At 59.8% G+C, this 23,901-nt stretch carries 16 protein-coding genes; 11 read left to right on the top strand and 5 right to left on the bottom strand.

The genetic code is table 11. The features are described 5' to 3' along the window. The first annotated feature begins 3 nt into the window (after positions 1 to 3). Genes ACR0LW_RS05315 through ACR0LW_RS05305 form a run of 3 tightly spaced genes read left to right on the top strand, consistent with a single transcriptional unit; the run spans position 4 to position 2,761 of the window. On the top strand, positions 4 to 1,926 hold the full coding sequence (locus tag ACR0LW_RS05315) for a nitric oxide reductase activation protein NorD (protein WP_480881816.1): 1,923 nt from the start codon (positions 4 to 6) through the stop codon (positions 1,924 to 1,926). Further along, positions 1,923 to 2,471, top strand: coding sequence for a cytochrome c oxidase subunit 3 (locus ACR0LW_RS05310; RefSeq protein WP_480881815.1), 549 nt, complete (start codon positions 1,923 to 1,925; stop codon positions 2,469 to 2,471). The genes ACR0LW_RS05315 and ACR0LW_RS05310 overlap by 4 nt, the downstream gene beginning before the upstream one ends. Beyond that, positions 2,468 to 2,761 (top strand): cytochrome C oxidase subunit IV family protein, encoded by a 294-nt coding sequence (locus ACR0LW_RS05305; RefSeq protein WP_480881814.1) that lies wholly within the window; start codon positions 2,468 to 2,470, stop codon positions 2,759 to 2,761. The genes ACR0LW_RS05310 and ACR0LW_RS05305 overlap by 4 nt, the downstream gene beginning before the upstream one ends. 53 nt (positions 2,762 to 2,814) lie before the next feature. Here the strand turns inward: ACR0LW_RS05305 and hemA are convergent, their stop codons facing one another. Beyond that, positions 2,815 to 4,038 (bottom strand): 5-aminolevulinate synthase, encoded by a 1,224-nt coding sequence (gene hemA / locus ACR0LW_RS05300; RefSeq protein WP_480881813.1) that lies wholly within the window; start codon positions 4,036 to 4,038, stop codon positions 2,815 to 2,817. A 183-nt stretch (positions 4,039 to 4,221) separates the two neighbouring features. On the opposite strand from hemA, the gene ACR0LW_RS05295 reads away from it, so the two are divergent. Next, positions 4,222 to 4,923 carry a Crp/Fnr family transcriptional regulator gene (locus ACR0LW_RS05295; protein ID WP_170622458.1) on the top strand — a complete coding sequence of 234 codons (702 nt, stop codon included), beginning with the start codon at positions 4,222 to 4,224 and terminating at the stop codon, positions 4,921 to 4,923. A 47-nt stretch (positions 4,924 to 4,970) separates the two neighbouring features. Here ACR0LW_RS05295 and ACR0LW_RS05290 read toward each other — a convergent pair whose 3' ends face one another. Beyond that, complete coding sequence (locus ACR0LW_RS05290) at positions 4,971 to 5,798, bottom strand: ion transporter (RefSeq protein WP_480584358.1); 828 nt, start codon at positions 5,796 to 5,798, stop codon at positions 4,971 to 4,973. Positions 5,799 to 6,026: 228 nt separating this feature from the next. On the opposite strand from ACR0LW_RS05290, the gene ACR0LW_RS05285 reads away from it, so the two are divergent. Both ACR0LW_RS05285 and ACR0LW_RS05280 read left to right on the top strand, forming a co-directional pair. Beyond that, on the top strand, positions 6,027 to 7,781 hold the full coding sequence (locus tag ACR0LW_RS05285) for a ShlB/FhaC/HecB family hemolysin secretion/activation protein (RefSeq protein WP_480881812.1): 1,755 nt from the start codon (positions 6,027 to 6,029) through the stop codon (positions 7,779 to 7,781). Positions 7,782 to 7,788: 7 nt separating this feature from the next. Beyond that, a complete protein-coding gene (locus ACR0LW_RS05280) occupies positions 7,789 to 11,415 on the top strand; it encodes a two-partner secretion domain-containing protein (protein WP_480881811.1) in 3,627 nt (1,208 codons plus the stop codon). Between the two features lie 88 nt (positions 11,416 to 11,503). Here ACR0LW_RS05280 and ACR0LW_RS05275 read toward each other — a convergent pair whose 3' ends face one another. After that, complete coding sequence (locus ACR0LW_RS05275; protein ID WP_480881810.1) at positions 11,504 to 12,523, bottom strand: hypothetical protein; 1,020 nt, start codon at positions 12,521 to 12,523, stop codon at positions 11,504 to 11,506. Between the two features lie 576 nt (positions 12,524 to 13,099). On the opposite strand from ACR0LW_RS05275, the gene ACR0LW_RS05270 reads away from it, so the two are divergent. Both ACR0LW_RS05270 and ACR0LW_RS05265 read left to right on the top strand, forming a co-directional pair. Next, the gene (locus ACR0LW_RS05270) at positions 13,100 to 15,766 is read left to right on the top strand and encodes a DUF2408 domain-containing protein (RefSeq protein WP_480881809.1); all 2,667 of its coding nucleotides are present in this window, start codon (positions 13,100 to 13,102) and stop codon (positions 15,764 to 15,766) included. A 41-nt stretch (positions 15,767 to 15,807) separates the two neighbouring features. Beyond that, positions 15,808 to 19,011 (top strand): hypothetical protein, encoded by a 3,204-nt coding sequence (locus ACR0LW_RS05265; protein ID WP_480881808.1) that lies wholly within the window; start codon positions 15,808 to 15,810, stop codon positions 19,009 to 19,011. 67 nt (positions 19,012 to 19,078) lie between these two features. On the opposite strand, the gene ACR0LW_RS05260 is transcribed toward ACR0LW_RS05265, so the two are convergent. Both ACR0LW_RS05260 and ACR0LW_RS05255 read right to left on the bottom strand, forming a co-directional pair. Beyond that, a complete protein-coding gene (locus ACR0LW_RS05260; protein ID WP_480881807.1) occupies positions 19,079 to 21,403 on the bottom strand; it encodes a fatty acid cis/trans isomerase in 2,325 nt (774 codons plus the stop codon). Between the two features lie 130 nt (positions 21,404 to 21,533). Continuing rightward, entirely contained in the window at positions 21,534 to 22,370 is an 837-nt protein-coding gene (locus tag ACR0LW_RS05255; protein WP_480881806.1) for a nitroreductase family protein, read from the bottom strand. Between the two features lie 117 nt (positions 22,371 to 22,487). Between ACR0LW_RS05255 and ACR0LW_RS05250 the strand changes: the two genes are divergently transcribed. The 3 genes from ACR0LW_RS05250 to sdhC are packed head-to-tail and all read left to right on the top strand — an operon-like array spanning position 22,488 to position 23,901. Further along, complete coding sequence (locus tag ACR0LW_RS05250) at positions 22,488 to 23,204, top strand: succinate dehydrogenase/fumarate reductase iron-sulfur subunit (protein ID WP_480881805.1); 717 nt, start codon at positions 22,488 to 22,490, stop codon at positions 23,202 to 23,204. Continuing rightward, positions 23,204 to 23,551 (top strand): succinate dehydrogenase, encoded by a 348-nt coding sequence (locus tag ACR0LW_RS05245; protein ID WP_480881804.1) that lies wholly within the window; start codon positions 23,204 to 23,206, stop codon positions 23,549 to 23,551. The genes ACR0LW_RS05250 and ACR0LW_RS05245 overlap by 1 nt, the downstream gene beginning before the upstream one ends. 11 nt (positions 23,552 to 23,562) lie before the next feature. Continuing rightward, positions 23,563 to 23,901, top strand: coding sequence for a succinate dehydrogenase, cytochrome b556 subunit (gene sdhC, locus ACR0LW_RS05240; protein ID WP_480881803.1), 339 nt, complete (start codon positions 23,563 to 23,565; stop codon positions 23,899 to 23,901).

The raw sequence follows: 23,901 nt of genomic DNA, 5'->3' as shown, positions 1-23,901 counted from the left end.
CCGATGGTCAAGATCGATTTTGAGCCATGGGAACCCGAAGAAACGATCGGGAAACTGTGGCACACCCTTGCCAGCCGCCTCGATGCACCCCAGGTGCATGTTGGAGCCGCGGTCGACCTCTCAGAGGTCGCGGGGCGGCTGGCCGTCCTCTTTCGGGGACTTGGGGGTAGCCCGGGCGTTGAATTGCGCCCGGTCTCACCCGAAATTTCACACCACCGTCTGAACTGGCGCCGCCGTCTGGCGACCGAGGCCGAGATGATGCCGCGCGCCTCATTCGACGGTGAAGTTCTGCGCCTGCCCGACAGCCTGTCGGTTTTCCCCGCGCGCGAGGCCAATGGCGCGCTCTATGTCTGGCTGGCCGCTGCGGCGGCCCATGCCGGAACCCGCATTGACGAGGAAGATCCGCTGCGCGCCGATCTGCGCGCATTGACCGCTGCACAACAGATGAATGAGGCGACACTGGAGGACGCGCCGGGCCTGCGCCCGCTATACGTCGAGCTTTGCAAAGGTCTGCTGCATCACCGCGACGTCCCCGACCTGCCGCCTGTTGAAGCCGCAGTCGAAGACCTGATCCGCAACATGCTGGGCGATCCCGCGCCCCTGTCCGACAGGGCCAAGGAATTGCTGGCGCTGGACGCCGATCTGACCGCCCCGCGCGGTTACCAGTCGTTCCGCCCGGTGCCCCTGTGGCCGGAACTGCGCGCTGTCGGCTTTTCCGAACATAACGAAGTCGAAAACCCCGAAACCGAAGGCCCGCCCGAGGAATCGGGCGAGAAAACCCACCGCGCCCGCCGCCGCAAATCCGATCAGGCGAGCCGCAGCGACAGTTTTATCCTGCACAAGTTCGAGGCGATCCTCAGCTGGGCCGAGTTCCTGAACATCAACCGGCGCATCGACGATGACGACCCCGACAACGCCAAAAAGGCCGCCGACGATCAGGAAGAGATCGGGCTGGGCCAGATCTCCAAAGCGCCGCCAACGCGGTTGAAACTGCATCTGGATTTGGCTCCGGAGGATGTGAACCGCGAGCGTCTGTCGGGCCGTATCTTATACCCTGAATGGGATGTACGCACCGGGCAATACCTGCCGGATCACGTCAACGTCCTGCTGTCGGACGCCGATATTCGCGAGGATGCCGCCGAGTTCGGCAAAGACCCCGCCACCGCCCGCCGCATCCGCGCCGTCAAACGCCAGTTCGAGGCGCTGCGCCCCGGTCGCGTGATGACACGCGGCCATCTGGACGGCGACCAGCTGGACATCGAAGCTGCCGTGCGCGCGCAAGCGGACCGGCATGCCAGTGGCGAAGGCAACGAACGTGTCTGGATGCAATCCCGCCCTGAGGCGCGCGATCTGGCAGTGTCGATCCTGCTGGATGTCAGCCGATCTACCGAAAGCGCCGTCACTGGCCGCGCCGTGATCGACATCGAGCGTGAAGCACTGGCCGCGCTTGCCTGGGGCCTGAATGCCTGCGGAGACGATTTCGCCATCCACGCCTTCAGCTCGCTGAAACGCCAGCGAGTCTACGTCCAGCGTTGCAAACGATTTGATGAGCCGATGGGCACCAAGGTCGAACAGCGCATCGCGTCGCTGCGCCCGGGCCACTACACCAGGCTGGGCGCGGCGATCCGCCATTGCTCGGCCGATTTGGCGGCGCAGTCGCGCAAACGCCGCTTGCTGCTGGTCATCACCGACGGCAAACCCAACGATCTGGACCATTACGAAGGCCGCCACGGGATCGAAGACACCTGCATGGCCGTGCGCGAGGCGCGCCGGGCCGGGCATTCGGTCTTTGGCGTCACCATCGACAAAACCGGTAAAAGCTGGTTCCCACGCATGTTCGGACAGGGTGGTTTCGCGGTCATCCCCGACCCGCACCGCCTGACCATGGCGCTGCCGCAGATCTACCGCCAACTGGTCGGCGCATGAGCGACGCCTCTCTGATCGACGAGCTTCCGGGCGAGTTGCTGATGTGGGTGCTGATTATCTCGGAACTGCTGGTGTTCGGCGCGGGCCTGATTGCCTTCATGGGCGTGCGCCTGACCGACCCGGCAGGCTTTGCCGAGGCGCAATCGCATCTCTATCGCACTGGCGCGGCCTTCAATACCGTGGTCCTTGTGACCTCAGGTTATCTGGCCGCGCTGGCGTTGCGCTGGCGCCGCGCCGAACGCCGCATCAAATCCCGGCTTGCCCTGACCGGGGCTGCGGCGCTGGGGATCGTGTTCCTGATCATCAAAGGCGTGGAATACACCGGCAAGGCCGCGCAGGGTATCACCTATGAAACCCACCCGTTCTTCCTGTTCTACTATCTGCTGACCGGCTTTCACGCCGCCCATGTCCTGGCGGGGGTCGCGATTCTGCTGTTGGTCGCTTGGCGCGATGATCCAAACAACATCGAGGCGGGGGCACAGTTCTGGCACATGGTCGATCTGGTCTGGATCATGCTGTTCCCCGTGATCTACCTGCTGGGATGATCGCGATGCCCCTGTCTTCTTCTCGTTCCAAATACGGCCGCCGGAGGCGTCCCGACCCACTCACCGGCGCCTGGCTTGGCCTGCTGGCGCTCAGCCTGACGTCAGCGCTGTTAACGCTCCTGCATTCCCCCCAGATAGCGGCTGCCGGTGTGCTGGTTCTCGCCCTGATCAAAACGCGGCTGATCCTCGCGCAATACCTGGACCTGGCCCACAGCCCAAACTGGCTACGCGGGTTCACCATGGTTCTCACCATCTTCTCGGTACTGATCTTCGGCCTCTACCTGATCTGAAAAAAGCCGCCCCCGACAGGGACGGCAGTCTGCAAAGCAAAGGGAGGCTTTGTTTATTGGGCTGCCATCGGCATCCGCGCGATCTGACAGCGTTGCCACAGGGCCGACAACGCCCCCACCAGATGGTCGATATCTTCATCGGTATGGACCGGTGACGGCGTGATCCGCAGACGTTCGGTTCCTTTCGGGACCGTGGGATAGTTGATCGGTTGAATATAGATGCCAAACTCCTCCAGCAGCGTGTCCGAGATGAACTTGCACTTCACCGGATCGCCCACCATCACCGGGATGATGTGGCTGGGGTTGGGAAGATGTGGAATGCCCTCGGCATCCAGCCGCGCGCGGACCTGCGCCACGCGGGCCTTTTGCATGTCACGTTCGGCATTCGATTGTTTCAAATGCCGGATCGAGGCCGCAGCCCCGGCGGCAATCGAGGGGGGCAAAGCGGTTGTAAAGATGAATCCGCTGGCAAAACTGCGCACGAAATCGCACAGCGCGGCTGAGGCCGCAATGTACCCGCCGACCACACCAAAGGCTTTGCCCAGCGTCCCTTCGATCACGGTCAGGCGATCCATCAGGCCTTCGCGTTCAGCGATTCCACCGCCGCGCGGACCGTACAAACCAACGGCGTGCACCTCGTCCAGATAGGTCATCGCGCCGTATTTGTCGGCCAGATCGCAAATCTCTTTGATCGGGGCGATGTCGCCATCCATCGAATACACCGACTCAAAGGCAATCATCTTTGGCGCATCCGGATCAGCGGCGGCCAGTTTCGCCTCGAGATCCTCCAGATCGTTATGTTTCCAAATCACCTTTTGCGCCCGTGAATGGCGGATGCCTTCGATCATCGAAGCGTGGTTCAACGCGTCCGAAAACACGATCAGACCGGGGATTTTCGCCGCCAGCGTCCCCAGCGCGGCCCAGTTTGACACATAGCCCGAGGTAAACAGCAGCGCGGCTTCCTTGCCGTGCAGATCGGCCAGTTCGGCCTCAAGCAGCACATGATCATGGGTGGTGCCGGATATGTTCCGCGTCCCGCCCGCGCCCGCGCCGCAGCGGTCCAGGGCATCGTGCATTGCCGAAATCACTGCCGGGTGCTGGCCCATTCCAAGATAATCGTTCGAACACCAGATCCGTACGTCCCGCTGGACCGGCCCATCGGTTTGGCGCGCATTCGGGAAAGACCCGCAGCGGCGTTGCAAATCGATGAAGACGCGATAGTTGCCTTCGTCCCGAAGGTCATCAAGGCTCTGGGTAAAGAATCGCTCGTAGTCCATGTTGCGGGCTCCCCGGATTACTGGCTTTGGATCAAGCGTAAGGCAGCGTCGCGTACCGCAACATGACAATTGTCAAGTGGCGCAGGCTTTAACAGAGCAGACCCGCGCCCAGTTTGATATAGCTTAAGGACAGGGTGATCTGGCCGTGCTTGAAGGGCGGCGGGAAAGACACGGGGTATATTCATGTCGCATGAGCCACAAAAGGCAATCGCGCGCCAGTCGCTGCTGCTGCGCAGTTTACCGGATCAGCATGTGGAAACACTGCTGAGCCACGCGATCTGGCGTCAGTATGATCGGGGTGAGACGATATTTTTGCAGGAAGAGACGGCGCAGGCCGTTCACGTGGTACTGGCCGGATGGGTCAAACTGTTCCGCATGACCCCCACCGGCGCCGAGGCGGTCGTGAGCGTCTTCAAACGCGGCGACAGTTTTGGCGAGGCCGTCGCCCTGCGCAACGTGCCGTACCCGGTCTCGGCCGAGGCTGTTTCGACCTGCGAGGTGATGCATATTCCCAGCCCGATCCTGATCTCATTGATGAAAGAGGATCCCGAAATCGGAATCTCGATTCTGGCGTCAACCTTTACGCATCTGCATTCACTGGTGGCCCAGCTTGAACAACTGAAGGCGCAGACCGGCGCGCAGCGCGTGGCCGAATTTCTGCTGAACCTGTGTGATTGCGATGCCAGCGAATGTGATGTGTCCTTGCCCTATGACAAAATGCTGATCGCGGGCCGTCTGGGAATGAAGCCCGAAAGCCTGAGCCGCGCCTTTTCGCGGCTCAAGACAGTGGGCGTAAAAATCAATCGCAACCACGCCGAGATCTCGGACATCGACGCTTTGCGAAAATATGTTGAAGACGAGCCTTACAGCGGGAAGTCCTGGTAAGCGGATTTCCCTCGCGGGATCGGGATTACCGAACTGAGTCACCCAATCTATTTGCCGTCATCTTTCAGTGCCGCGACCTCTGTGCGCAGTTTCTTCACCTCAGCCAGCAGCTCGATCACGTTCCTGTCGACGATGTCGGTTTCACTGCGGACCAGCTCGCGCAGGCGCGAGAATTCCTGGCCTGCTTCGTCTTCAACCGCCGACTGCATGGTGTTGACCAGCAGACCGATGAACAGGTTCAGAACCGAAAACGCGGTGATGACGATGAAGGGCACAAAGAAAATCCAGGCGATCGGGTGTTCTTCCATCACCGGTCGCACGATGCCCATGGACCAGCTTTCCAGCGTCATGATCTGGAACAGCGTGTAAAGAGACCGCCCCAACGTTCCGAACCATTCCGGGAAATCCGGTCCATACATCAGTGTTGCCATGACCGCGAAGACATAGAACACAATCGAGATCATGATGATCACCGCGCCCATACCCGGCAGCGCGTCCAAAAGGGCTTTCACCACGGCCCGCATCTGCGGAATGACTGACAGCAGACGCATCGCCCGGATGACGCGCAGCCCCCGCAGGGCGGACAGGCCCTCGCGTTCCGGCAGCAGTCCGACGCAGACCACAACCAGGTCAAAGATGTTCCAGGCGTTTCGGAAAAATTCCAGCCGATAGGCAAAGAGTTTCAGCACCAATTCGGCCACGAATATGAACAGGACGATCTTGTCCAGCAGCGCCAGCGCCGGGCCGACACTGTCCTTGACCCAGTCAGACGTGGACAACCCTAGCGTGATCGCGTTGAAAATGATCAGGCCGAGAATGACATTCGTGACCACCGGCAATTCGACAAATATACGGGCTTTGTCGCGCAGGCTCATTGTCGATGTAGCTTCCACCTTACCAGGACTCCTGAAACTTGTACCGGGATGCGTATATCCAAAGCTTTGGGTCGATTGTCGATCAGATGAAAGACGCCTGACGTGGTCGTGATTGGCGGTTACCGTCTTTGGATTTCAGCAAGGGTCAATTGTGACAACTCGCTCTCGGCGTGTTGATCTTGCGAGGGTTGCAACCGGTGTACGATCCGCGCGATTGGGTCATTCATGATGATGTTTTTAACAAGTATACAGGCGTTGCGCCTTTGGGTGATCAGGCGACGGTCCTCGGTTTTGGGGGCTGCGGCCCTGGGTTTGATGGTGGCTTGGGTGGGCGGTACCGCGCTGGCGCAGACTGCATCCAACCTTGCCCCATCCACTTTTCAGCCGCAGAATCATCGCAGCACGGGGCCGGTCACCGTTGCCCGCGATCCCGGAGCCCCGGCACCGGCGGGTGCGGATCAGTTGTTTGTCACAATTGGGCAGGTTGAGATCGAAGGGGCGTTGCCTCAGCTATCCGGCGCGAATGAGGCCTTCGTCGAAAACCTGCGCGGGAAGCGTGTTGCCGTATCCGAGATATTCGGTGCCACCCGACGTTTGGAAAACGCCTATACAACTGCAGGTTATGCGCTTAGCCGCGTGGTCCTGCCGCGGCAAACCCTGCTGGATGGTGGAACGTTGCGGATCGTGGTGATCGACGGTTTTGTCGAGCGTATCGATGCATCCCGCGTTCCAGAGCCCGCCCGCGCGCGGGTTCAGGCGGTGACAAACCCGCTGATCGGACAGCGCGGTATCCTGCTGAACGACATCGAACGCGCCTTGTTGCTGGCCGGGGATACCTTTGGCATCCGTTTGTCTTCGACCCTGTCACAAGGCGACAGCCGGGGCGGCACTGTTCTGACGCTGGATGGTGAGTTTCGCACCTTCACCGGGTCTTTCGGGTTCGACAATTCGATATCGGACACGCTAGGACCGGTCAATCTGAATGCAGGGGTCGAGGCTAACGGCCTGCTGGGTCTGGGCGAGACCTTCTATTTCCGCGCGGGCGGCGCGCCGGATCGGTTTTTCTCGACCGACTCGCAATATCGGATTCTGGCCGCCGGGGCGGTTATCCCAATCGGGATCAATGGTCTGACCTTCAACGCCGAGGTGACGACAAGCGACACACTTCCGGACGCGGATCTTCTGCCCAGCAGCAGCAATTTTGACCGCCTGTCGCTGCGGCTTTTCTATCCGTGGATACGCTCGCGCCGGGTCAACCTGTCGTCGCAGCTTGTTCTGGACCGGGTAAGCGATTCGCAGGATCTAGTCATCGGTGCGGCGTCCCTGCCGATCTTTGAAGATGATCTGAGCATTCTGCGCGCCTCGCTGGACGGCACGTGGCAGTTCGAGAACGGGTCATCCTTGACGGGTAACGCCACCTTGTCGCGGGGCCTGGACGCCTTCGGGGCCAGCGCCTCGGTCGGGCCGGATGACACGCCGCTGTCGCGGCAGGGCGCAAGCGCGGTCTTTACCAAGCTGGTTCTGGGCGCGCGCTACGACCGTCCGCTGGACCGCAACTGGTCCCTCTCGGTGAGCGGGCGGATTCAGACCAGCTTTGGCGATCCGCTGGTGACGTCGGAACAATTCAGCATCGCCGGGCCCAGCGAATTGTCCACCTTCGATGCGGGTGAGTTGCGTGGGGATGACGGCTGGGTTCTGCGGGCTGAGCTGGGGCGCAGCCAGCAGACGGCGGTGGCAGCCCTGCCGCTGGTCATCAAACCCTACGTTTTCGGCGCGTATGGCGTTTTGGGTGTTGAACAGCCCACGGTTCTTGAGCAGGGCACAACCCGCGCGTCGTCCTATGGCGTCGGTCTGGACGTTTTTACAATTGAGAATTCGGCCTATCGGTCGGCATCGGTACGAGTGGAATATGGAAGAGGCGAACGCGATGACTTTGGCGAAGACGGCAACCGGTTCAACATCACTTTCAATCGCAGGTTCTAGCACCGTCATGAAACAGATTACGACAGGTTTCTGGTGTTCGGCAACCGCCCTGTTATGGGCGACGACCGCCTTGGCGCAGGCATTGCCCACAGGTGGATCGGTGGTTGCGGGGTCCGCGACTCTAAGCCAGCCCAGCAATACCCAGCTGAACATCAATCAGAATTCGAACGCGGCCATTGTCAATTTCAACAGCTTCTCAATCGGTGAAGGCGCGCGGGTCGACATCAACCAACCCGGCGCTGCCAGTGTGTTTCTGGGGCGTGTGACCGGTGACACCACCAGCCAGATCCACGGGCAACTGAACGCCAACGGGCAGGTGCATCTGGTCAATCCGAACGGTATTTTCATCGGCCCGAACGGCAGTGTCAGCACGGCTGGTTTTGTGGCATCCTCGCTGAACATCTCGAACGAGGATTTTCTGAACGGCACCTATCGCTACACGGGCAACGGCAACTCGGCAGCGGTCGAGAATGCGGGGACGATCTCGATCGTGCCGGGGGGCTATGCGGCCCTGATCGGTGGGCGGGTCAGCAATTCGGGCCTGATCCGGGTGCCATTGGGCAAGGTCGGTCTGGGCGCTGGCGAGCAGGTGACGCTGGACGTCTCCGGCGACGGGTTCTTGCAGGTCGCAGTGCCTTCGGACACGGATGACGCCTTGATGGAGGCGCTGGTGTCGAACTCGGGCCGGATCGAGGCCAATGGCGGCAGCGTGCATCTTCAGGCCGCCAGCGCCAGAAACGCGGCGCGTCAGGTCATCAATATGTCCGGCGTGATCGAGGCGCGCTCGGTCTCGGGCCGGTCCGGCGCGGTGGTGCTGGGTGGCAGCGGTGGTGGCGTGCAGGTCAGTGGAACGATTGACACATCGGCATCGGTGGCGCAGGTGGCCAGCTCTCCCAGACCTGTTGCGCGGCCCGGTTCGGGTGGCAGCATCACGATCACGGGTGAAGCGATTGCCCTGACCGGCGCGACGCTCAGGGCCGACGGGCTTGGCGCTGGCGACGGCGGCACCATCCGGGTAGGGGGCGATTATCAGGGCGGCGGCGATTTGCAGACCGCGCAGACCACCTTTGTTGACGCAGGCACCACCCTGTCGGCGGATGCAGGCGACCGGGGTGATGGCGGTCGGGTCATCGTCTGGTCGGATGACTTCACCAATTTCAACGGCACCATCTCGGCCCGGGGTGGGGCAAATGGTGGTGACGGTGGTTTTGCCGAGGTGTCCGGCCTTGTTGACCTGCGCTATCGCGGACTTGCCGATCTGCGCGCGCCGAAGGGTGAGGTGGGGACGCTTCTGCTGGACCCGCAGAACATCACCATACCCGGCACGCTGACCGAAGCCGGGCTGGAGGCGCAGCTGGATCTGGGCAATGTCATTCTGGATACCTCGGACGTAGTTGGCACGGATGACGGCAACATCACGATCAACGCCGATATCGACTGGATATCGACCTCGGACCTGAGGCTGAATGCGGACAACGCCATCACATTCAACGGCGCGATCAATGCACCCAACGGTAGCCTGACCCTGAACGCCCTTGGGGCGGTGGACGGGATCGGGCTGATCTCGACCGGGGCAGGGGGCACCATCGACGTGGGTGCATTCTCGCTGCTGGCGGGGTCGTGGGAACAGGTATCGGGCACGCTTCCGTCCTTTGCGGCGGCGGATTTTTCGATCAGCAGTGGGGCAAGCTTTCTGCGGGCACTGGCCGGGGATGGCACTGCGGCCAACCCGTTCCAGTTGACGGATGTCTACGGATTGCAGGGCATCGGCAGCGCGGGACGCGGATCCCAGAACTATGAGCTGGCCAACAACATCGACGCTTCGGTCACCGCCGGATGGACGGGCGGGTTTGATCCCATCGGCAACTTCTCGGGCACGCTTGATGGCAACCGCAATAGCATCGACGGGCTGGTGATCGATCAGGGAACAGGATCCGGCGGTTTTGTAGATACAAACGACGGCGTGCTGACCGAGTTCCAGTTGACCAACGCAAACGTGACAGTGGGCACCGGTGGCATTGTCGCCAGTTTCAACACCGGAGAGATTTCCGGCGTCGCCGTATCCGGCAGCATAACGGCAAACAACAATCTTGGTGGCGCGATTGTCGGCGGTCTGGTCGGCAACAACACCGGCACCGTTGTCGACAGTTTCTCGACCGCGTCCGTCAACGCCTTCCTGCCGATTGATTCAGGAAGCGCGTTTGTAATTGCCGGCGGCGTCGTGGGTCAAAACGAAGGCAATGTGGTGCGGTCGCATAGCACCGGCAACGTCACGGTCGAAGACGAAACCGGGTTCGGAGAGCTGGTCGGCGGAGGGCTGATTGGCTTTAACCTTGGCCTTGCACAGGATTCCTATGCCTTGGGTGATGTCACCGCGCTGGCCGGAGCCGGGCGAACGGCTCTGGGCGGTTTGGCCGGGTCGAATGCGGGTGGCACCATCGTCAACTCTTACTCGACCGGGGCCGTGACAACGACAGGGTCCAACACCGCCGAGATTGGCGGGTTGATCGGAAACAACTCGCGCATTCCGTTTACGGACCAGGTCGCGACAGGGATCGTCACTGCCTCGTTCTGGGATGCGGTCACATCGGGTCTGACGACAAGCGATGGCGGAACGGCCCTGACGACGGCGCAGTTTCAGGACACGCAAGGATTCTTTGACCTGGCATCCGCACAGGGGTGGGATTTCACCAATGTCTGGGCGCCGGGATCAGCCGGGTTCTTGCCTGCGAACTATTCAACCTCGCCAGTGGTGTTCGCCATTCCCGATCCGACCACAGCAATTGCGGGTCAGACGGCGGCAGCGACCACAACCGGGACAGTTTCTGGCGGGCCGTCGCAGTTTCGCTTTGGACCTGACCCTGACACGCTGAATACTTCTCCGATCTTTCAGTCGCTGACATTTGCCAGCCAGAACGTGGGCCCCACGACATTCACCGTTGATACCAGCAACCTGAACAGCGCCAACGGACAGGCGTTTCGTGTTGTCGCCGTTGGCGGTAGTGCCACGATTGCGCCCGCAATCGGCATTCCGGGCGGCCCCGGCAGTGTTGTTCCACCGCAATTGCCGCCGGTTCCCACCGTGGATGTCACACCAACCGTCGATACGGATATCACCGATGACACCGGCGGTGGGGGAACTGCCGTAAACCCCGGTGTTGGCCCCACAAGGACAACCGATATTGTCGAGGATGTCTCGGCCGATTTTGAGGACGCGATTGCAAGCTGTGAGGCAGCGGATCAGGGCCTGACCCAGTATCTGGACTGTCTGGCCGAAGCTCTGGACGATTTTGCCGGTGAACTGGATTCGATTGCCAATGATCTTCCGGCGGGGTTGGAAGAGGTCGGCGACATCATTCGCGACGCCAGCGCAGGTATCCGCGCCGCCGGGGATGAGGCGAACCGCCGTCTGGTGCTTGCCACCACAGCGGCCCAGCGGGACGCCATTCGCCGCGATGCCGTCAATCAGGCGCGCGCTGCCATTCAAACTGCGCAGACGGAAATCCGAAAGGCCATCACTTTGATCCGGGCCAGCGATCCGGAACTGGCAGGGGTCGAGCGGCAACAGATCGACATGTTGGTTGCAGCTGTTGGATCTGCTGAAATCAGCCTGTCCCGCGCGATTGGTCTGTAAACCGAAGGGTCAGCGATCGGGCTGACCCGAGTTTCAGGCACAAAAAAAGCCCGCCCTGATTGGGCGGGCTTTTGTCTGGCCAAAGCAATCAGGCGGCAAGTTGGCCGTCAAGCTCATTCAGAACGGCCAGCAAAGGGGCCTTGATCTTCAAGCTGGATACAAACGGGTTGTCCTCCAGAAGCGCGATCAGCGCATTGCCGTCCAGATGGCTGCGCAGACGTTGGATGCAGTGACGGATTTCCGCCTCGGCAGCTTTTCGTTCAGCGCCCTGTGTCTGGTTCCAGACGCCCGCCGCCGCAAACAGATCCGTTTCGATGCTGTCCAGCAGGCCGGTCGCCCCGCCAAAGACGCTTTTGTAGTCGTCATTTGCGATGCGGCTGATCCTTGGGTCCGGCTGCTGGGCAAGGGTGGTCATCAGCTTGTCGAAATTCGCGTTGGTGTCAGACCGAAGTTGCACAAGTTTCTTGAAGGTCGCGCTGACCGCCTTGGCATCCGTCTTTGGCTGGTCGGCCGAACCCTGCTTTTTCAACGCCGCCGCCAGACGGGCCATCCCCGCGCGGGCCTTGTCCTGATCCCCGGCCTCGACCAGACCGCCGATGGTTTGCAGCGCCGACAGCAAGGCCTGCGCCCGATCAGGGTTCTGCTCGGCAACGGCGCTGGTCATGCGGCTGAGCGTTTCGAATTTCTTCTGCAACTCGCCCAGGTCATCGGAAACCGGGGTGTCGTCGGCCTCATCAGCTGGAGCGTCAGCCACAGCGCCCTGATCGGCGGTGTCCTGATCTTCATCCTCAAGTTCGTCATCCAGCACCTTGCCGCTGGAATCCAGAATGCGAACCTTGAAGCTTAGCTTGGCGGCTTTCAGAAACTGCCGCAACGCCTTGACGGACGGGCGCTTGGGTTCATCCTCGCAGGTGATGACAAGAAACTTGTCTTCCAGTTTGGCAACGCCCCACACAACCGCCTTATTGTCTGAAACCCCCGCGTCGGCCTTGACCGTCTTGCGAAGCTTTTCTGCCTTGGTTGTTGCGTGCAGTTCACACGCACTGTCGGCGACCGCCTTGGCCGGGGCAAACGCGAAATTGAGCGGTTTCGTTTTCGCGATTGCCAATTTGGCCTTTAATTCTTTTATCTGCGCTTTATCCACAGTGATCACTCCACACCGGACGAAATTACGGCACTTTCGGGTGCCGAGACTCATACAGTTCGATCTAAGAGCATATGAGGCGATGCTGCACAATTAAACCTGATATACATTTGCGTGTATTTGGTTACAGGTTTTTTGATCAACAGGTCTGAAACGGGGCTGGCTTCGGAAAAATTGATAAAGTTTGGGTTTGTATTTGACCAAACGGACAGCAAATCTGCCGTTTTGATCGGGATTGTTTTACCTTTTTCGAGGTTACGTAAACCCCTGCGTGGCATGCGGTTCAAGCCTTCGCTGCCTTGGTAACAAACCACACGAAAACTTTGAATTGCTTTAGTTGAATCCCCCTCGGAATACAGTCTACGGGTTATTTAGCCGAAACCGATCCGCATTTGGAATCGGGGCAGGCACGTATTGATGACTGCGTATGGGTCTTGAAAAGGAAAGTGGTGAAAAAGGTTATACTCTCTGAAGTTGTGTAATCTATTTCACATTGCGTTCCAAATTAAAGATCTGGATATGTAAAGGGTAAGAGCCTAAATGCCGGAAACAATGGAATTCCCGACAATGGACCCAAAGCAATTGGACTGGGTTCAGAATTATTACAAATTGCGCGGATGGGCGTTTCCCGACGCCGGACCCGCTGCGTCGGTGGAAACTTCCAGTGAAACCGATACGCAAGCCGAACAGCCGGTTCGCGAAATCGTGGATCAGGTGCAGGCCGAGTTCACGGTTCAACTGATCGCCAGCGAGCTTGAGCACGCCGAGTCCACCCATGAAGAACTGGCCGAATTGCAAGAGGAGTTGCGCGCGCAGGACGGCGATGCACAGGCTGCGCCGCAGAACAAATCTCAGGTCGATCTTATCCAGTCGCAGGTGAAGTTGATCAAAAAGCAGCGCGAGGCCGAAGGGAAGCTGATCCCGACATCCGGTCTTGATGACAGGACTCAAGGCATCCTTGCAGAGATGCTGGCCCTGTGCGACCGGAAGCTGGAGATTGCCGAGGCACAGGCGAAACTGGGCGGTTTCGACGAAGCGCAGTCCACCTTGACCGATGTGCAACATGATCTGTCCGACATTCGCACGGCTCGTTTGGCGGCGCAGGTTTCGCAACCCGCGCCGGAACCTTCGGCCGCGCTGAAAGCCCTGACAAGCAAGACACAAGAGGCCGCGCGCAGCTTGCGTCAGATCGAATTTGTCGGGTTGACAAAATCCCTTGAGGCCAAGCTGAAAGACCTGTCGCAGGAGGTCGCGCCCGAAGAACACGCTTATTGGGGAATGCTGGAAGACGAGGTTCAGAAAACCGGCAAGGCCATCGGCGTTCTGACCAAGACCAGCGACCGGATCCGCGTCATTCGCAACAGCCTGGACAAGGAAGGGTTCGATCAGTGGGCGCATAATATCGAAACCGAACTGGCATCCATTCAGGCGCGCGAAGGCCGTACCGTTCTGGGCACTGTCAGCGACCTCAACTTGCTCAAATCCAGCGCCGAGAGATATGAAGAGCAAGCCAAAGGCAAGGAATGGGATGACGCGGAGCTTGGGAAAGTGACGGCCGAAGTCCGTGAGCAGTTCGATAAGCTGATCAAACGCGACGACCTTGGCCGGATCGAAACAAAAGACGACAAGACACATGTCGAGCGCAAGGCCGGGACCTACAAGGATCTGGACCACGATGTTTACGTCCAGATCCCGCGCCGGGGCAACAAGAAGGTCCCGCGGGAAACCGTGCAGGCCGTTTTGGATTCGCTCGAGTTTCTGGATGAATTGCACGCCTCGGGCGTCAAGGGCGTGGACAGCATCGCCAAGCAAGAGCTGGAAAAGGCCAAGGGCATTCTGGATGGGATTGCAAACAACGCCGGTGACTATGCCAAACTGAAGAAAAAGCTGGCCGATCTGTCGGATAAGATCGACAAACTGGCCTCGGGCCGGACCGCCGGGTTTTACATCGAGGAAAGGCTGCGCCTGGCTGAAAAGGTCAGCAAGCTGAGCGCGGGCTACACCACGATGCCAATCGAAACTGCGAAAACCGAGTTTTCGCAGCTGCTGCGCACCGATTTCGAAGAGCTGCACACAAACGCCAAAGAGGCTGAGAAGACCGGGAAGGATTTTGAAGCCAAAAGCGCGGCGGTGATCAAGGATTTGGACAGGGTCGCGGCGCTTGTGAATGATGATCTGGTTTCAAAGATCCGGGCGGTTCTTCCGCATGACAAAATCCCGTTCTTCGAACGGCTCGCAAAGTCCAAAGGTGCAGGACCGCTGAAGATCGAGCATGAAGACCTGCTTGAACTGGCAAAAAACGCGCTGACCAAAGAGGATATGTCCGACGCCCTTTCAAAGATGGGCGACCTTAAGAAAAAGACCGCCCGGCAGGCTGAAATCCTCTATGATCTTGCGAAGTTGAAGCAGACGTCTGATTTGAACTACCACGATCAGCAGAAGCTGGATCAGATCACATCTGATTATCTCAAGGATCAGGAAGACCGGCGGAACAACAAGGACAGGGCCAAGGAATTTGCGGCCATGGCCAAACCGCTGAAAGACGAACTGGACGCCATGCTGCGCGACAAGGTCAGCCTCAAGCGTATTCTGGACAAGTTCAAGGGCCATTCCCGTGTCGATCCCGAAACCTTTGATCTGTCCCGGCTGCGGGATCTTCGGGATGAGTTGACGGTTCTGGAAAAGCGTTCGATCACCAAGGATGAGTTCGCCAAGAACAAAGAGCGTTTCAACGACCTGCAACAAAGCATGGACTTCATCCGCAGCGAGATCACCGGTTTCCGGGACGATCTGGCGCAGGGTCTGACCACCTATGCCGAACGGTGCATCGGAACCCTTCAGGATGCGGCCGATTTCGTGCGGAACGATTTTGTCACTCAGGTCGATGCGCTGAAAGGCGACGGGCAGAATGTGGTGGATCAGGCGGCCTTGCAGCGGTTTGCAAACAACATTTCTTCGCAACTGGTCCTACAGGGTCTGAAGACCCACACGGACATCATCGCGGATCGGGATCAGGATCTTGCCGCCCGGAAACAGGCGCGCGAACAAGCCCTGCGGCAGGTGCGCCCGCTGCTGGCTCAGATCCGGGGCAATGCGGGCATCCAGCATTACCTCAACCACCCGTTCACCAGCGTTCAGAACAAACTTCACATCGCCGTTGACGAACTGACCCAACTGGAAGTCCGGCTGCTGCAACTGGCGTCCTGAATTTGATGAGACCGGCGTAAAGACCGGAACAAGGAATAGACATGGCTTTTACAGACACTCAGATCAAATGGCTGGAAACCGCACAGGGCAAGGCCGAAGACTTTGAAAAAAGCGCCGAGGCGACGGCCCAGAAAGCGGCGGTCTTGACCGATATCCTGACGAAACTGGATGCGGACAAGCAGGGCATCAAAGAGGCACAGGATTTCAAGGTCTCGATGGCGCGTCATGCGGGCGTGTTCAAACTGCCGGGCAAGGGCAAGATGGACTGGCTGAACGGCAAGATGACGTCCGAGGTGGACAGCTATGCCGACCTGCCCGAAGCAACCGGTGTCACCCCCGAGGTGATGAAGGCGGCAAGTGAATCGCTGGCCAAGATTCTGGACCGCCAGCACGAGATGCAGGACAGCGGCCTGTTCAGCGACGAAGACATCGCCCGCGAATTATGGGCCCCCCTGGTGCGCGAAGGGATCATCCCGTCGAACATCGTACCCGACGCCTACAGCGAATTCAAAAAGATGTTCGACGGTGCCTCGGAAATTTACGATGCCAAGCTGGATGAGTATTCCGACACCGCCTCGAAATTCGAGGACGTTTTCAGGGTCATGGGCATTGCCAAGGACACGATCACGATGGCCTCGACCATTGCCGCATCCTCAATGACATTTGCCGATTTCGATATCACCGGCCGAAGCCGGGCGGACGGGCGTGAGTTGGAAGCCAAGAACGCCGTTCTGGGCGCAAAGCAAAACGCGCTGATCGACGAAACACGCACCAAGCTGGAACTGCCGGACGACGCAGGCACGTTGACCGTGTTGGAAAAGGCAAAGGAAAACCCCGAACTTGCCAGCGTCGTGACCGAGTTCAACGACATAGACGCCGCCCGCGCCGCGCTGTCCGCAGAACAATTTTCCGATCCGCGCTGGGTCGCCGGGAAACAGTTGCTGCGCGTGGCCGCCACCAGCCTTGCAACGACCAGTCTAACGGTTGCGGAAAAGGGCGTTCGCTTTGCCGAAAAGCCCGAGAAAGACGTGGGCAAGACCCTGCATTTCGCATCCGACGCTGCAAATGACGTGCTGAGCGGTGTTGTCACCGCCGCACTCAGCGCGGCGGCCACTGCGGACCGGTCGCAGAATGAAGACGGCGGCAATACTCATGATCACCGTCAGGGGTTCAGCGCCGGTCAGGGTGCATTGGCCGCACTGATCAATGGAAACAAGCTGGCGGATAAAATCCTTCTGGCCGCACAGGCCAAGACGCCCGAGGCGCGCGAAAAGGCGGTCATGAGCATCCTGTCGTCGCTGGGTGACACTCTGGCCGAGGCCGCCGCCGCCACGAACCAGGTGGGCGGCGAGGTAAATTCGGGACTGGCGGATTCAGATCTGACCAAGCACCGCGACGAAAGCATCGGCAGCCATGAAGTAGACAAGGAATTTGACGAACGCCCCTATCTGTCCGGGGTTGTTTCCGAAAGCATCCGTGCCTTTTTCATCATGACCGCAAATGTCGGCGGCGCGTGCAAGGAACTGGCCAAGCCGAACCCGGATTTCAAAATGCTCGCAGGTCATCTGACCGCCGGTCTGGCGCATATCGGGGCCTCGTCCGCAACTGTGAATGGCGAGATGGCGCTTTACCCGGAAAAGGCCTTGCTGTCGGACTCGGAAGCCGAGGATTTGCAGGACAAGTCAATCGAGAAACTTTTGCAACAGCGGCTGGATGTGTCCGGCTCGGCCTTCCAGCTTTCGCCAGGCGAGGCGGGCTTTGCGCCCTTCAGCTATGCCAGCTATTTCGCCGACGTCAATTCGTCGATCAAATCGATGGTTGAGGCGCTGAATGAAAACCATGCCAAACCGGGGGCCAATGAAGCCATCGCCCGCAAGACCAAAGAGGCCACCGAGAAGCTTGAAGCGGAAAAGACCGGCAAGGAACTGGATGCGCTGAAAGCGAAACTGGCCGACAAGGGCAGCCGTGAAGAGTTTCTGGCCAGCATCGAAGAAGAGGCCGATGCCGAATTTCAGCATTTGAAAGACGTCATTGCCGCCGCCACCCCACCTGCAGACCCGAAGGATGAGGCGGCAGTTGAAAAATCGAAGAAGGCGGTGGATGCGCTGGTCGCCGAAATCAAGGCGTCGGAGATGAAGATCAAGCTGATCGAGACCATTGCGGCCGGTGGCACCAAGGTCCTGACCCGGCTGTTCCCGGTAACCGGTCTGGCGGATTCACTGCGCCAACTCAGCGTCGATGCTGTTGCCCTGTTGCGGAAAGGCGATGAGCTGAACACATGGCGCAAGAACGCGGCCCTAGCCTCGGCCAGCGGATCAGTCTACGAGGCTGCGGTGAAGGAACGGCTGGAAAACTCCAGCGTTCAACTCAGCCAGAAATCCTTCAATGCGTTCTTCTCGGTTCTGGGGGTTGTGTCTCAGGGCACACGTCTTGGGGATGTAACGGGCGCAGCAACGGGCATTGCGGCGGGAACCTCGATGGCCAAGGCGCTGACGGATTATGGCTACAAGATGTATGATCAGGCCAAAATCCTGCGCGGCTGGAAGCTGTATGTCGATGCCCGCAACAACCCCGGAAACCGCAAGGCGGCCAGAACCGCGATTGCGTGGAACTCGACCCTGGCCAAATGTGTTCTGGCCTATGGCATCGCCATTGTCGGGGACCCCGTGGCCGCTCAGGTCGGGCGGAATTGTGGCCTGACGCCGGAAATCCTGGCCTCGGACAAGGATGTGTGTCTGAAGGTGGTGAAGTATTTCGAGACGCTTTACAGCGAAGACCCCGTGGTCCTGCGCAGTGTGCCCAAAGTGTCGGACTGGCATCCCGGAACCCCGGATCTGACGCTGACTTCGTGGCTGAAGTTCAAACGCGCCGCCGCAACCAAGGCCTATCCGCGCCTGTCCAAGGACAGTTGCCTGACACCGGACATCGATACCCCGATGAAAGCGTTGCACGGCCTGTGCAAATCCGATCCATTCAAGTTTGAAGAGATCATTGACACCCTGCCCGAGCAGGAGAAGCCGCAATTTGCCAAGGATGTGCAAAAGCATCTGCAGGACCTGCATGGTGGGCTGTCGGCTTACCGGCCCAAAACATCGAAGCCGGAAAAGCCCGAGGACCAGCGGTGGGAAGAAGGCGCCCGGCACTACGCGATGGAGGACGTCGCGGATGCGCTGAAAGCGCAGGTGTCGCTGATCCTGCGCGAAGTGAATATTCACGCGGGTCAGCCGGAACCCGAGGCTGCCTGAATTCAAACATCACGCTGAATGAAAAAGACCCGGTGAGGCAGATCACCGGGTCTTTGCATTTCAGCGGTCAGGTCGGGTCCTGATCAGACCGGGGATCCTTGTAGCGATTAAGGTCAAAGAGTCCGGCCTGAATCGGAGCCTGCCGCAGAAACTCGGCACTCATCCTGTCGCTGAGTGCCCAGAATTCGGGGCTGGTTCTGCGGATGCCGAATTGGGTGACAAACGCGATATAATCCGACTGGGACCGGATGTCGGTCATGCCGTCGATGAATGCAGACAGGTTGTCTGATTTGACGCGGAAAAAGAAGTTCGGATAGCTGCCGAAGAACCCCGGAATGATCGTCAGTACATCGGCGGCAGGGTCGCGCCGGGCGGCCTCGTGAAACAGGAAGGCCACGTTGTCGTGGGCCTTGTCATGGGCGAGGGTGAAATACGCGACCTTGTCATCCGGGCCTTCCACCGCAAGCACGGACAGGTCGGGCAGGTAGCGGACCCAGTCGCCGCGCTGACTTGCCAGCGCACGCAGCGCGCCGCCCGTTCCCTGCGCGCAGGTGTCATCAGTGCACCGATTGATCGGATCCTGCAGGGGCCACAACCCGTTGCCGCGGGCCAATAAGGTGTCGAAGAACTCCTGCTTCGGGGTGTCGGTCTTATACGCGATACCCGTTGGAAAGCTGTCATCGACCCGGCGCTGGTGCCAATAGGTGTGCACCTTGGCCAACGCGCCCCGGTACCAAGTGTCGTGCATCTGCCGCCGGTCGTCTTTGGGCATGAAGGCCAGAAACGTATCTTCACCCTCCATCCGCAATTCATCCATATACAGCCGGGTGGCGAGTTGGTGTTCGACCCGGCCAAACACGTCATAGCCTGCAACGAGGTCATAATAGATACGTTCAAAAATGGGGTAGTCGATCACCCAGGCCGTTTCCGGTATGTCACCATGCAGGCCCGTCATGGCCGAGGCATTGTCGAAGTGACGAAACACCGTGATCAGCGCATTGGGGTTGGTCCCGTCCCCGTCCCAGATGGCGTCGTACCCGAACCCGGTCTGATGCGCCGGGCTGCTGCGGTATCGGGCGTCTCGGAACTCAAGATATCTGATCTGGTTTTGGTGCGAGAAACCTTGCAGATCGCCAAACGCGCCATCGTCCACCTTTGACACCGGCAGATCGAGCGCGGCGGCACTGTCCTGCAAGTAGCTGGGGTCGGTGACAGACAGATCCGCGTCGGGGTCCAGAAAGCTGACCCAGAACCGGTCTTCGATCACGTCCACAGCGGTTTCGCCGTGACAGACCGGGCCGCGAATGAAACTGCGAACGAAGAACAGCGCCTCGTCCAGCAGAAACTGATAGCGGCTGCGGGCGGGTATCCGGGCGAAAGTGCTGAACGGGTCGCCGCCTTCGACATCTCCGAACGGGGGCAGGCTGTCCAGCGTCCAGTCGGGCGTCAGAAACAGTTGGCTGTACCGCTCCATTCGTGCGGGGCTTAACGCGTAGACCAGATGCTCTTTGTGCACGATGGTTTCGGAGATTTGCTGGAGGCGGTAATAAAACCGGTCGCTGCCCGGATCGTCGAAAGGACGTCGGGTGGCAATTACGTCGATCTCTTGCCCCGAAGGCGTGGTGGATCGTACCATCTGAAAAAACAGCCTGTCCGGCCCGTCGCTGAAATGCAGCCGCGCCAGAAAGAGATGTTCATAGAGATACCGGCTCATCAATTGGTGGCGCAGATCGTCGGAGTTCAGAAACGCCTCCCACGCGGTAATCTGGTCCGCAATAGCGTCAGGGATTTCGGTGGCTTCGGCTGGCAGGGCATCACCGCTGCGCGCCCAGGTGATCAGCGTTGCGTATTCGGCGTCGCTTAGCGCTGCGGCGGCGTAAGGCATACCGGCAAGCGGGTTTGTGTCCCGGTATTGGTCGAACTCACCGGGCGTCGGACAAGCCAAAGCGCGATCCAGCGCGAGGTCCAGAACCTCGGGCACCGGCCCATCGGCAGGCAGCGGGTTCTGGCGACCGAGTTCGAGGTATCGCTCCAACAGGCTTGGATCATCTGCTGGTCCTGACGGGTCATCCATGACCGGGTGAAACCCCAGCGCACGCCATTCGGGCACCGTCTGGGCATCGATGCCAAGGCGTGTGGGTTGCGCATCTTTCAGCCGTTCGGTGTGATAAACCGCCAGCTTGCTGCCACCGCGTGCCAACCCCTCGGGCGAGGTGAGTTTCAACTGGCAGGGGGCGTCATAGCAGCTATGGCAGACAACGCAGCGGTGATCGACGATGCGTTTCACCTCTTGCGGGTTCGGGGCAGTCTGGGCGTGCAAAGGCAGGCTGAGCAGCACAAACAGAAGGGCGCAAAGTGCCGTGATCCTGCATGTCTGGCGATATTCGGTCATCCCTTCCCCCTGCTTCGGCCCGAACGCTGTGCCCAAGCTTGGCCCGCCCTGAGCGGTTTGTCGATGCTTGGATGAGGTGTTGAACCGCCTGAGGCCCAATGGCCCACAAACACGGGAAAACGGATTGCACCTAGGTCAGTCGAAACCCCTGCGCGCGGACATAGTCGCCAAATTCTTCGCGTTCCGGCTTGCTGTGCTGCCGGGTCTTGTCGTCGATCCACGTATAGCCCGGTTTCGTACTTTGGTGATCCGGGTCCCTTTGGCTGGTATAGGGCTGCGCAACCGCGCGTTCCTGCGCGTAGGTTTCAACCGCCTCCCGCAGGTTGGTTTCGCGGTATTCATCCTCATGACATGTCACGCGCAAGGGCAGTCGCTGGGAAATGGGGGCAGGGAATGCCGGATAGCCCAGTGCCAGACCGGCCAACGGGAACACATGCTGCGGCAGGTTCAGCAGGTCGCTGACCGCACGGGCCTGATTGCGCACCGCGCTGATCGGGCAGCAGCCCAACCCTGTGGCCTCGGCCGCTGTGACAAAGGCCCCAAGCGCGATGGCGGCGTCCGCGACCGCGTTGAAGAACGCATCCAGATGATCATTGGCAAAGGGGGTCTCTGACCAATCATGCAGCAGCCTCTGACGTCGATTGTTGCCGCAGAAGATCAGGATCATCGGGGCACTTGCAATCCAATCCTGACCGGGGATCAGATCGGCCAGTTTCCGGCGCTGAGAGGGTGAGCGCAGCAGGATGATATCCCGCTGTTGCAGGTCGCTTTTGGTCGGCGCGGCCAAGGCAATGGCGCAGAGTGTTTCCAGCAGGTCAGCGGGAATGTCCTGATCGCGGAAACTGCGGCACGACCCTCGGGCCGCCATGGGGTACAACGGCGCTGCCGCGTCGGGCACCGTTTCAGGCGCATCCGAGAACCGGGCGCGCAGGGCGGCTTGCAGATCGGAAGTTGGGAGATCGGCCACGGCGGTACCTCTTTCGAAACTCTGTCTTACACAAAGCTTAAGATTTTTTCGCGTTCATTAAGGCAAACTGTCGGTTAAGCTTTGATCCAGCCATACAGCATCTGGACACGCTTGAGTATGAATTCAGCGGCACAGCTAAACATTCGGATCGAACGGGGCGCGGATCGCGTTGAGGCGTTCAAGGTCCCGGCCTACGACAATCAGACCGTGCTGGACGTTGTCTCGTGGATTCAGCAGAACGCCGACCCAACGCTCAGCTATCGCTTTGCCTGCCGCGTGGGGATGTGCGGGTCCTGTGCCATGATGGTCAACGGTGTGCCGCGCTGGACGTGCCGGACCCATATCTCAAAGGTGCTGGACGGGGATGGCGTGACCATCGGCCCGCTGCGCAACCTTCCGGTCATCAAGGATCTGGTCGTGGACATGGATCCGTTCTTTGACAAATGGATCGCGGCCGAAGGCGTTCACCATGGCGTATCGACGCGAGACGATCCGATTACTCCGGTCTACGAAACCACCCCCGAACGGGTCACGGCCAATGCAGGGATCGAGTGTATCAACTGCGCGGTCTGCTATGCGGCCTGCGATACGGTGTCGGCGCATCCGGATTATCTGGGACCCGCCGCGCTGCAACGGGCCTGGACCCTTGTGAATGACAGCCGGGATGCCGGGCGTACCGAGATACTGCAGGCAGCCTCAGGGCAGGGCGGGTGCCACAATTGCCACTCGATGGGATCCTGCACGGCCTACTGCCCGAACGAGCTGGACCCGATGTCAGCAATCGCCGGTCTGAAACGCGAGACGCTGAGATCCCTGTTTCGAAAGGGGCGCTGATGCTGGATTTGCGCCTTTACATGCTGCAACGGGTGACGGCGCTGGTAATGGCCCCGCTGGTGCTGGGGCATCTGGCGGTGATGATCTACGCCATTCAGGGCGGGTTGACCGCTGCCGAGATTTTGGGGCGAACGCAGGGTTCACTGATCTGGTTCCTGTTCTACGGGCTTTTTGTTGTTGCGGTATCCATTCACGGGGCCATTGGTCTGCGGGTCATTGCCTTTGAATGGGGTGGCCTGACGGGTCGGGCACTGGACGTCTTTATGTGGGCGACCGGGCTGGCGCTGTTCGCTTTAGGTGCACGCGCGGTATGGACCGTCACATTTGCCATGGGGCAGGGCGGATGAGGGCCTCCCGCGTGATTCCCCCTCGTACCCATCCGCTGTGGCTGGCCTATGTTCTGCATCGTTTATCCGGGCTTGCCCTGGCGCTGTTTCTGCCGATCCATTTCTGGGTTCTGGCCATGGCTTTGACAGGTCCCGCGCGGTTGGATGCGGCCCTGGCAATGACCGAGTCCGGCGCGGTGAAGCTGGTCGAATTCGGCCTCGTATTCCTGCTGGCCGTGCATATGTTCGGCGGCCTGCGCCTGATGGCGCTGGAATGGCTGCCTTGGCGCCCATCGCAGAAGACGCTGGCAGCCGGGGCGGCAGCGATGTCGTTCCTCGTGGCCGGGCTGTTTTTCATGCGGGCGATTTAG

It is taken from the genome of Ruegeria sp. N4 (assembly GCF_056531425.1).
The sequence above is the reverse complement of the archived record's forward strand: the minus strand, read 5'-3'. Positions and strand labels throughout refer to the sequence as shown.

Excerpts from the sequence above, each read along its gene's own strand:
- ACR0LW_RS05315 (WP_480881816.1), top strand. The coding sequence starts at position 4 with ATGGTCAAGATCGATTTTGAGCCATGGGAACCCGAAGAAACGATCGGG.
- ACR0LW_RS05310 (WP_480881815.1), top strand. The coding sequence starts at position 1,923 with ATGAGCGACGCCTCTCTGATCGACGAGCTTCCGGGCGAGTTGCTGATG.
- ACR0LW_RS05305 (WP_480881814.1), top strand. The coding sequence starts at position 2,468 with ATGATCGCGATGCCCCTGTCTTCTTCTCGTTCCAAATACGGCCGCCGG.
- hemA (WP_480881813.1), bottom strand. The coding sequence starts at position 4,038 with ATGGACTACGAGCGATTCTTTACCCAGAGCCTTGATGACCTTCGGGAC.
- ACR0LW_RS05295 (WP_170622458.1), top strand. The coding sequence starts at position 4,222 with ATGTCGCATGAGCCACAAAAGGCAATCGCGCGCCAGTCGCTGCTGCTG.
- ACR0LW_RS05290 (WP_480584358.1), bottom strand. The coding sequence starts at position 5,798 with ATGAGCCTGCGCGACAAAGCCCGTATATTTGTCGAATTGCCGGTGGTC.
- ACR0LW_RS05285 (WP_480881812.1), top strand. The coding sequence starts at position 6,027 with ATGATGTTTTTAACAAGTATACAGGCGTTGCGCCTTTGGGTGATCAGG.
- ACR0LW_RS05280 (WP_480881811.1), top strand. The coding sequence starts at position 7,789 with ATGAAACAGATTACGACAGGTTTCTGGTGTTCGGCAACCGCCCTGTTA.
- ACR0LW_RS05270 (WP_480881809.1), top strand. The coding sequence starts at position 13,100 with ATGCCGGAAACAATGGAATTCCCGACAATGGACCCAAAGCAATTGGAC.
- ACR0LW_RS05265 (WP_480881808.1), top strand. The coding sequence starts at position 15,808 with ATGGCTTTTACAGACACTCAGATCAAATGGCTGGAAACCGCACAGGGC.
- ACR0LW_RS05260 (WP_480881807.1), bottom strand. The coding sequence starts at position 21,403 with ATGACCGAATATCGCCAGACATGCAGGATCACGGCACTTTGCGCCCTT.
- ACR0LW_RS05250 (WP_480881805.1), top strand. The coding sequence starts at position 22,488 with ATGAATTCAGCGGCACAGCTAAACATTCGGATCGAACGGGGCGCGGAT.
- ACR0LW_RS05245 (WP_480881804.1), top strand. The coding sequence starts at position 23,204 with ATGCTGGATTTGCGCCTTTACATGCTGCAACGGGTGACGGCGCTGGTA.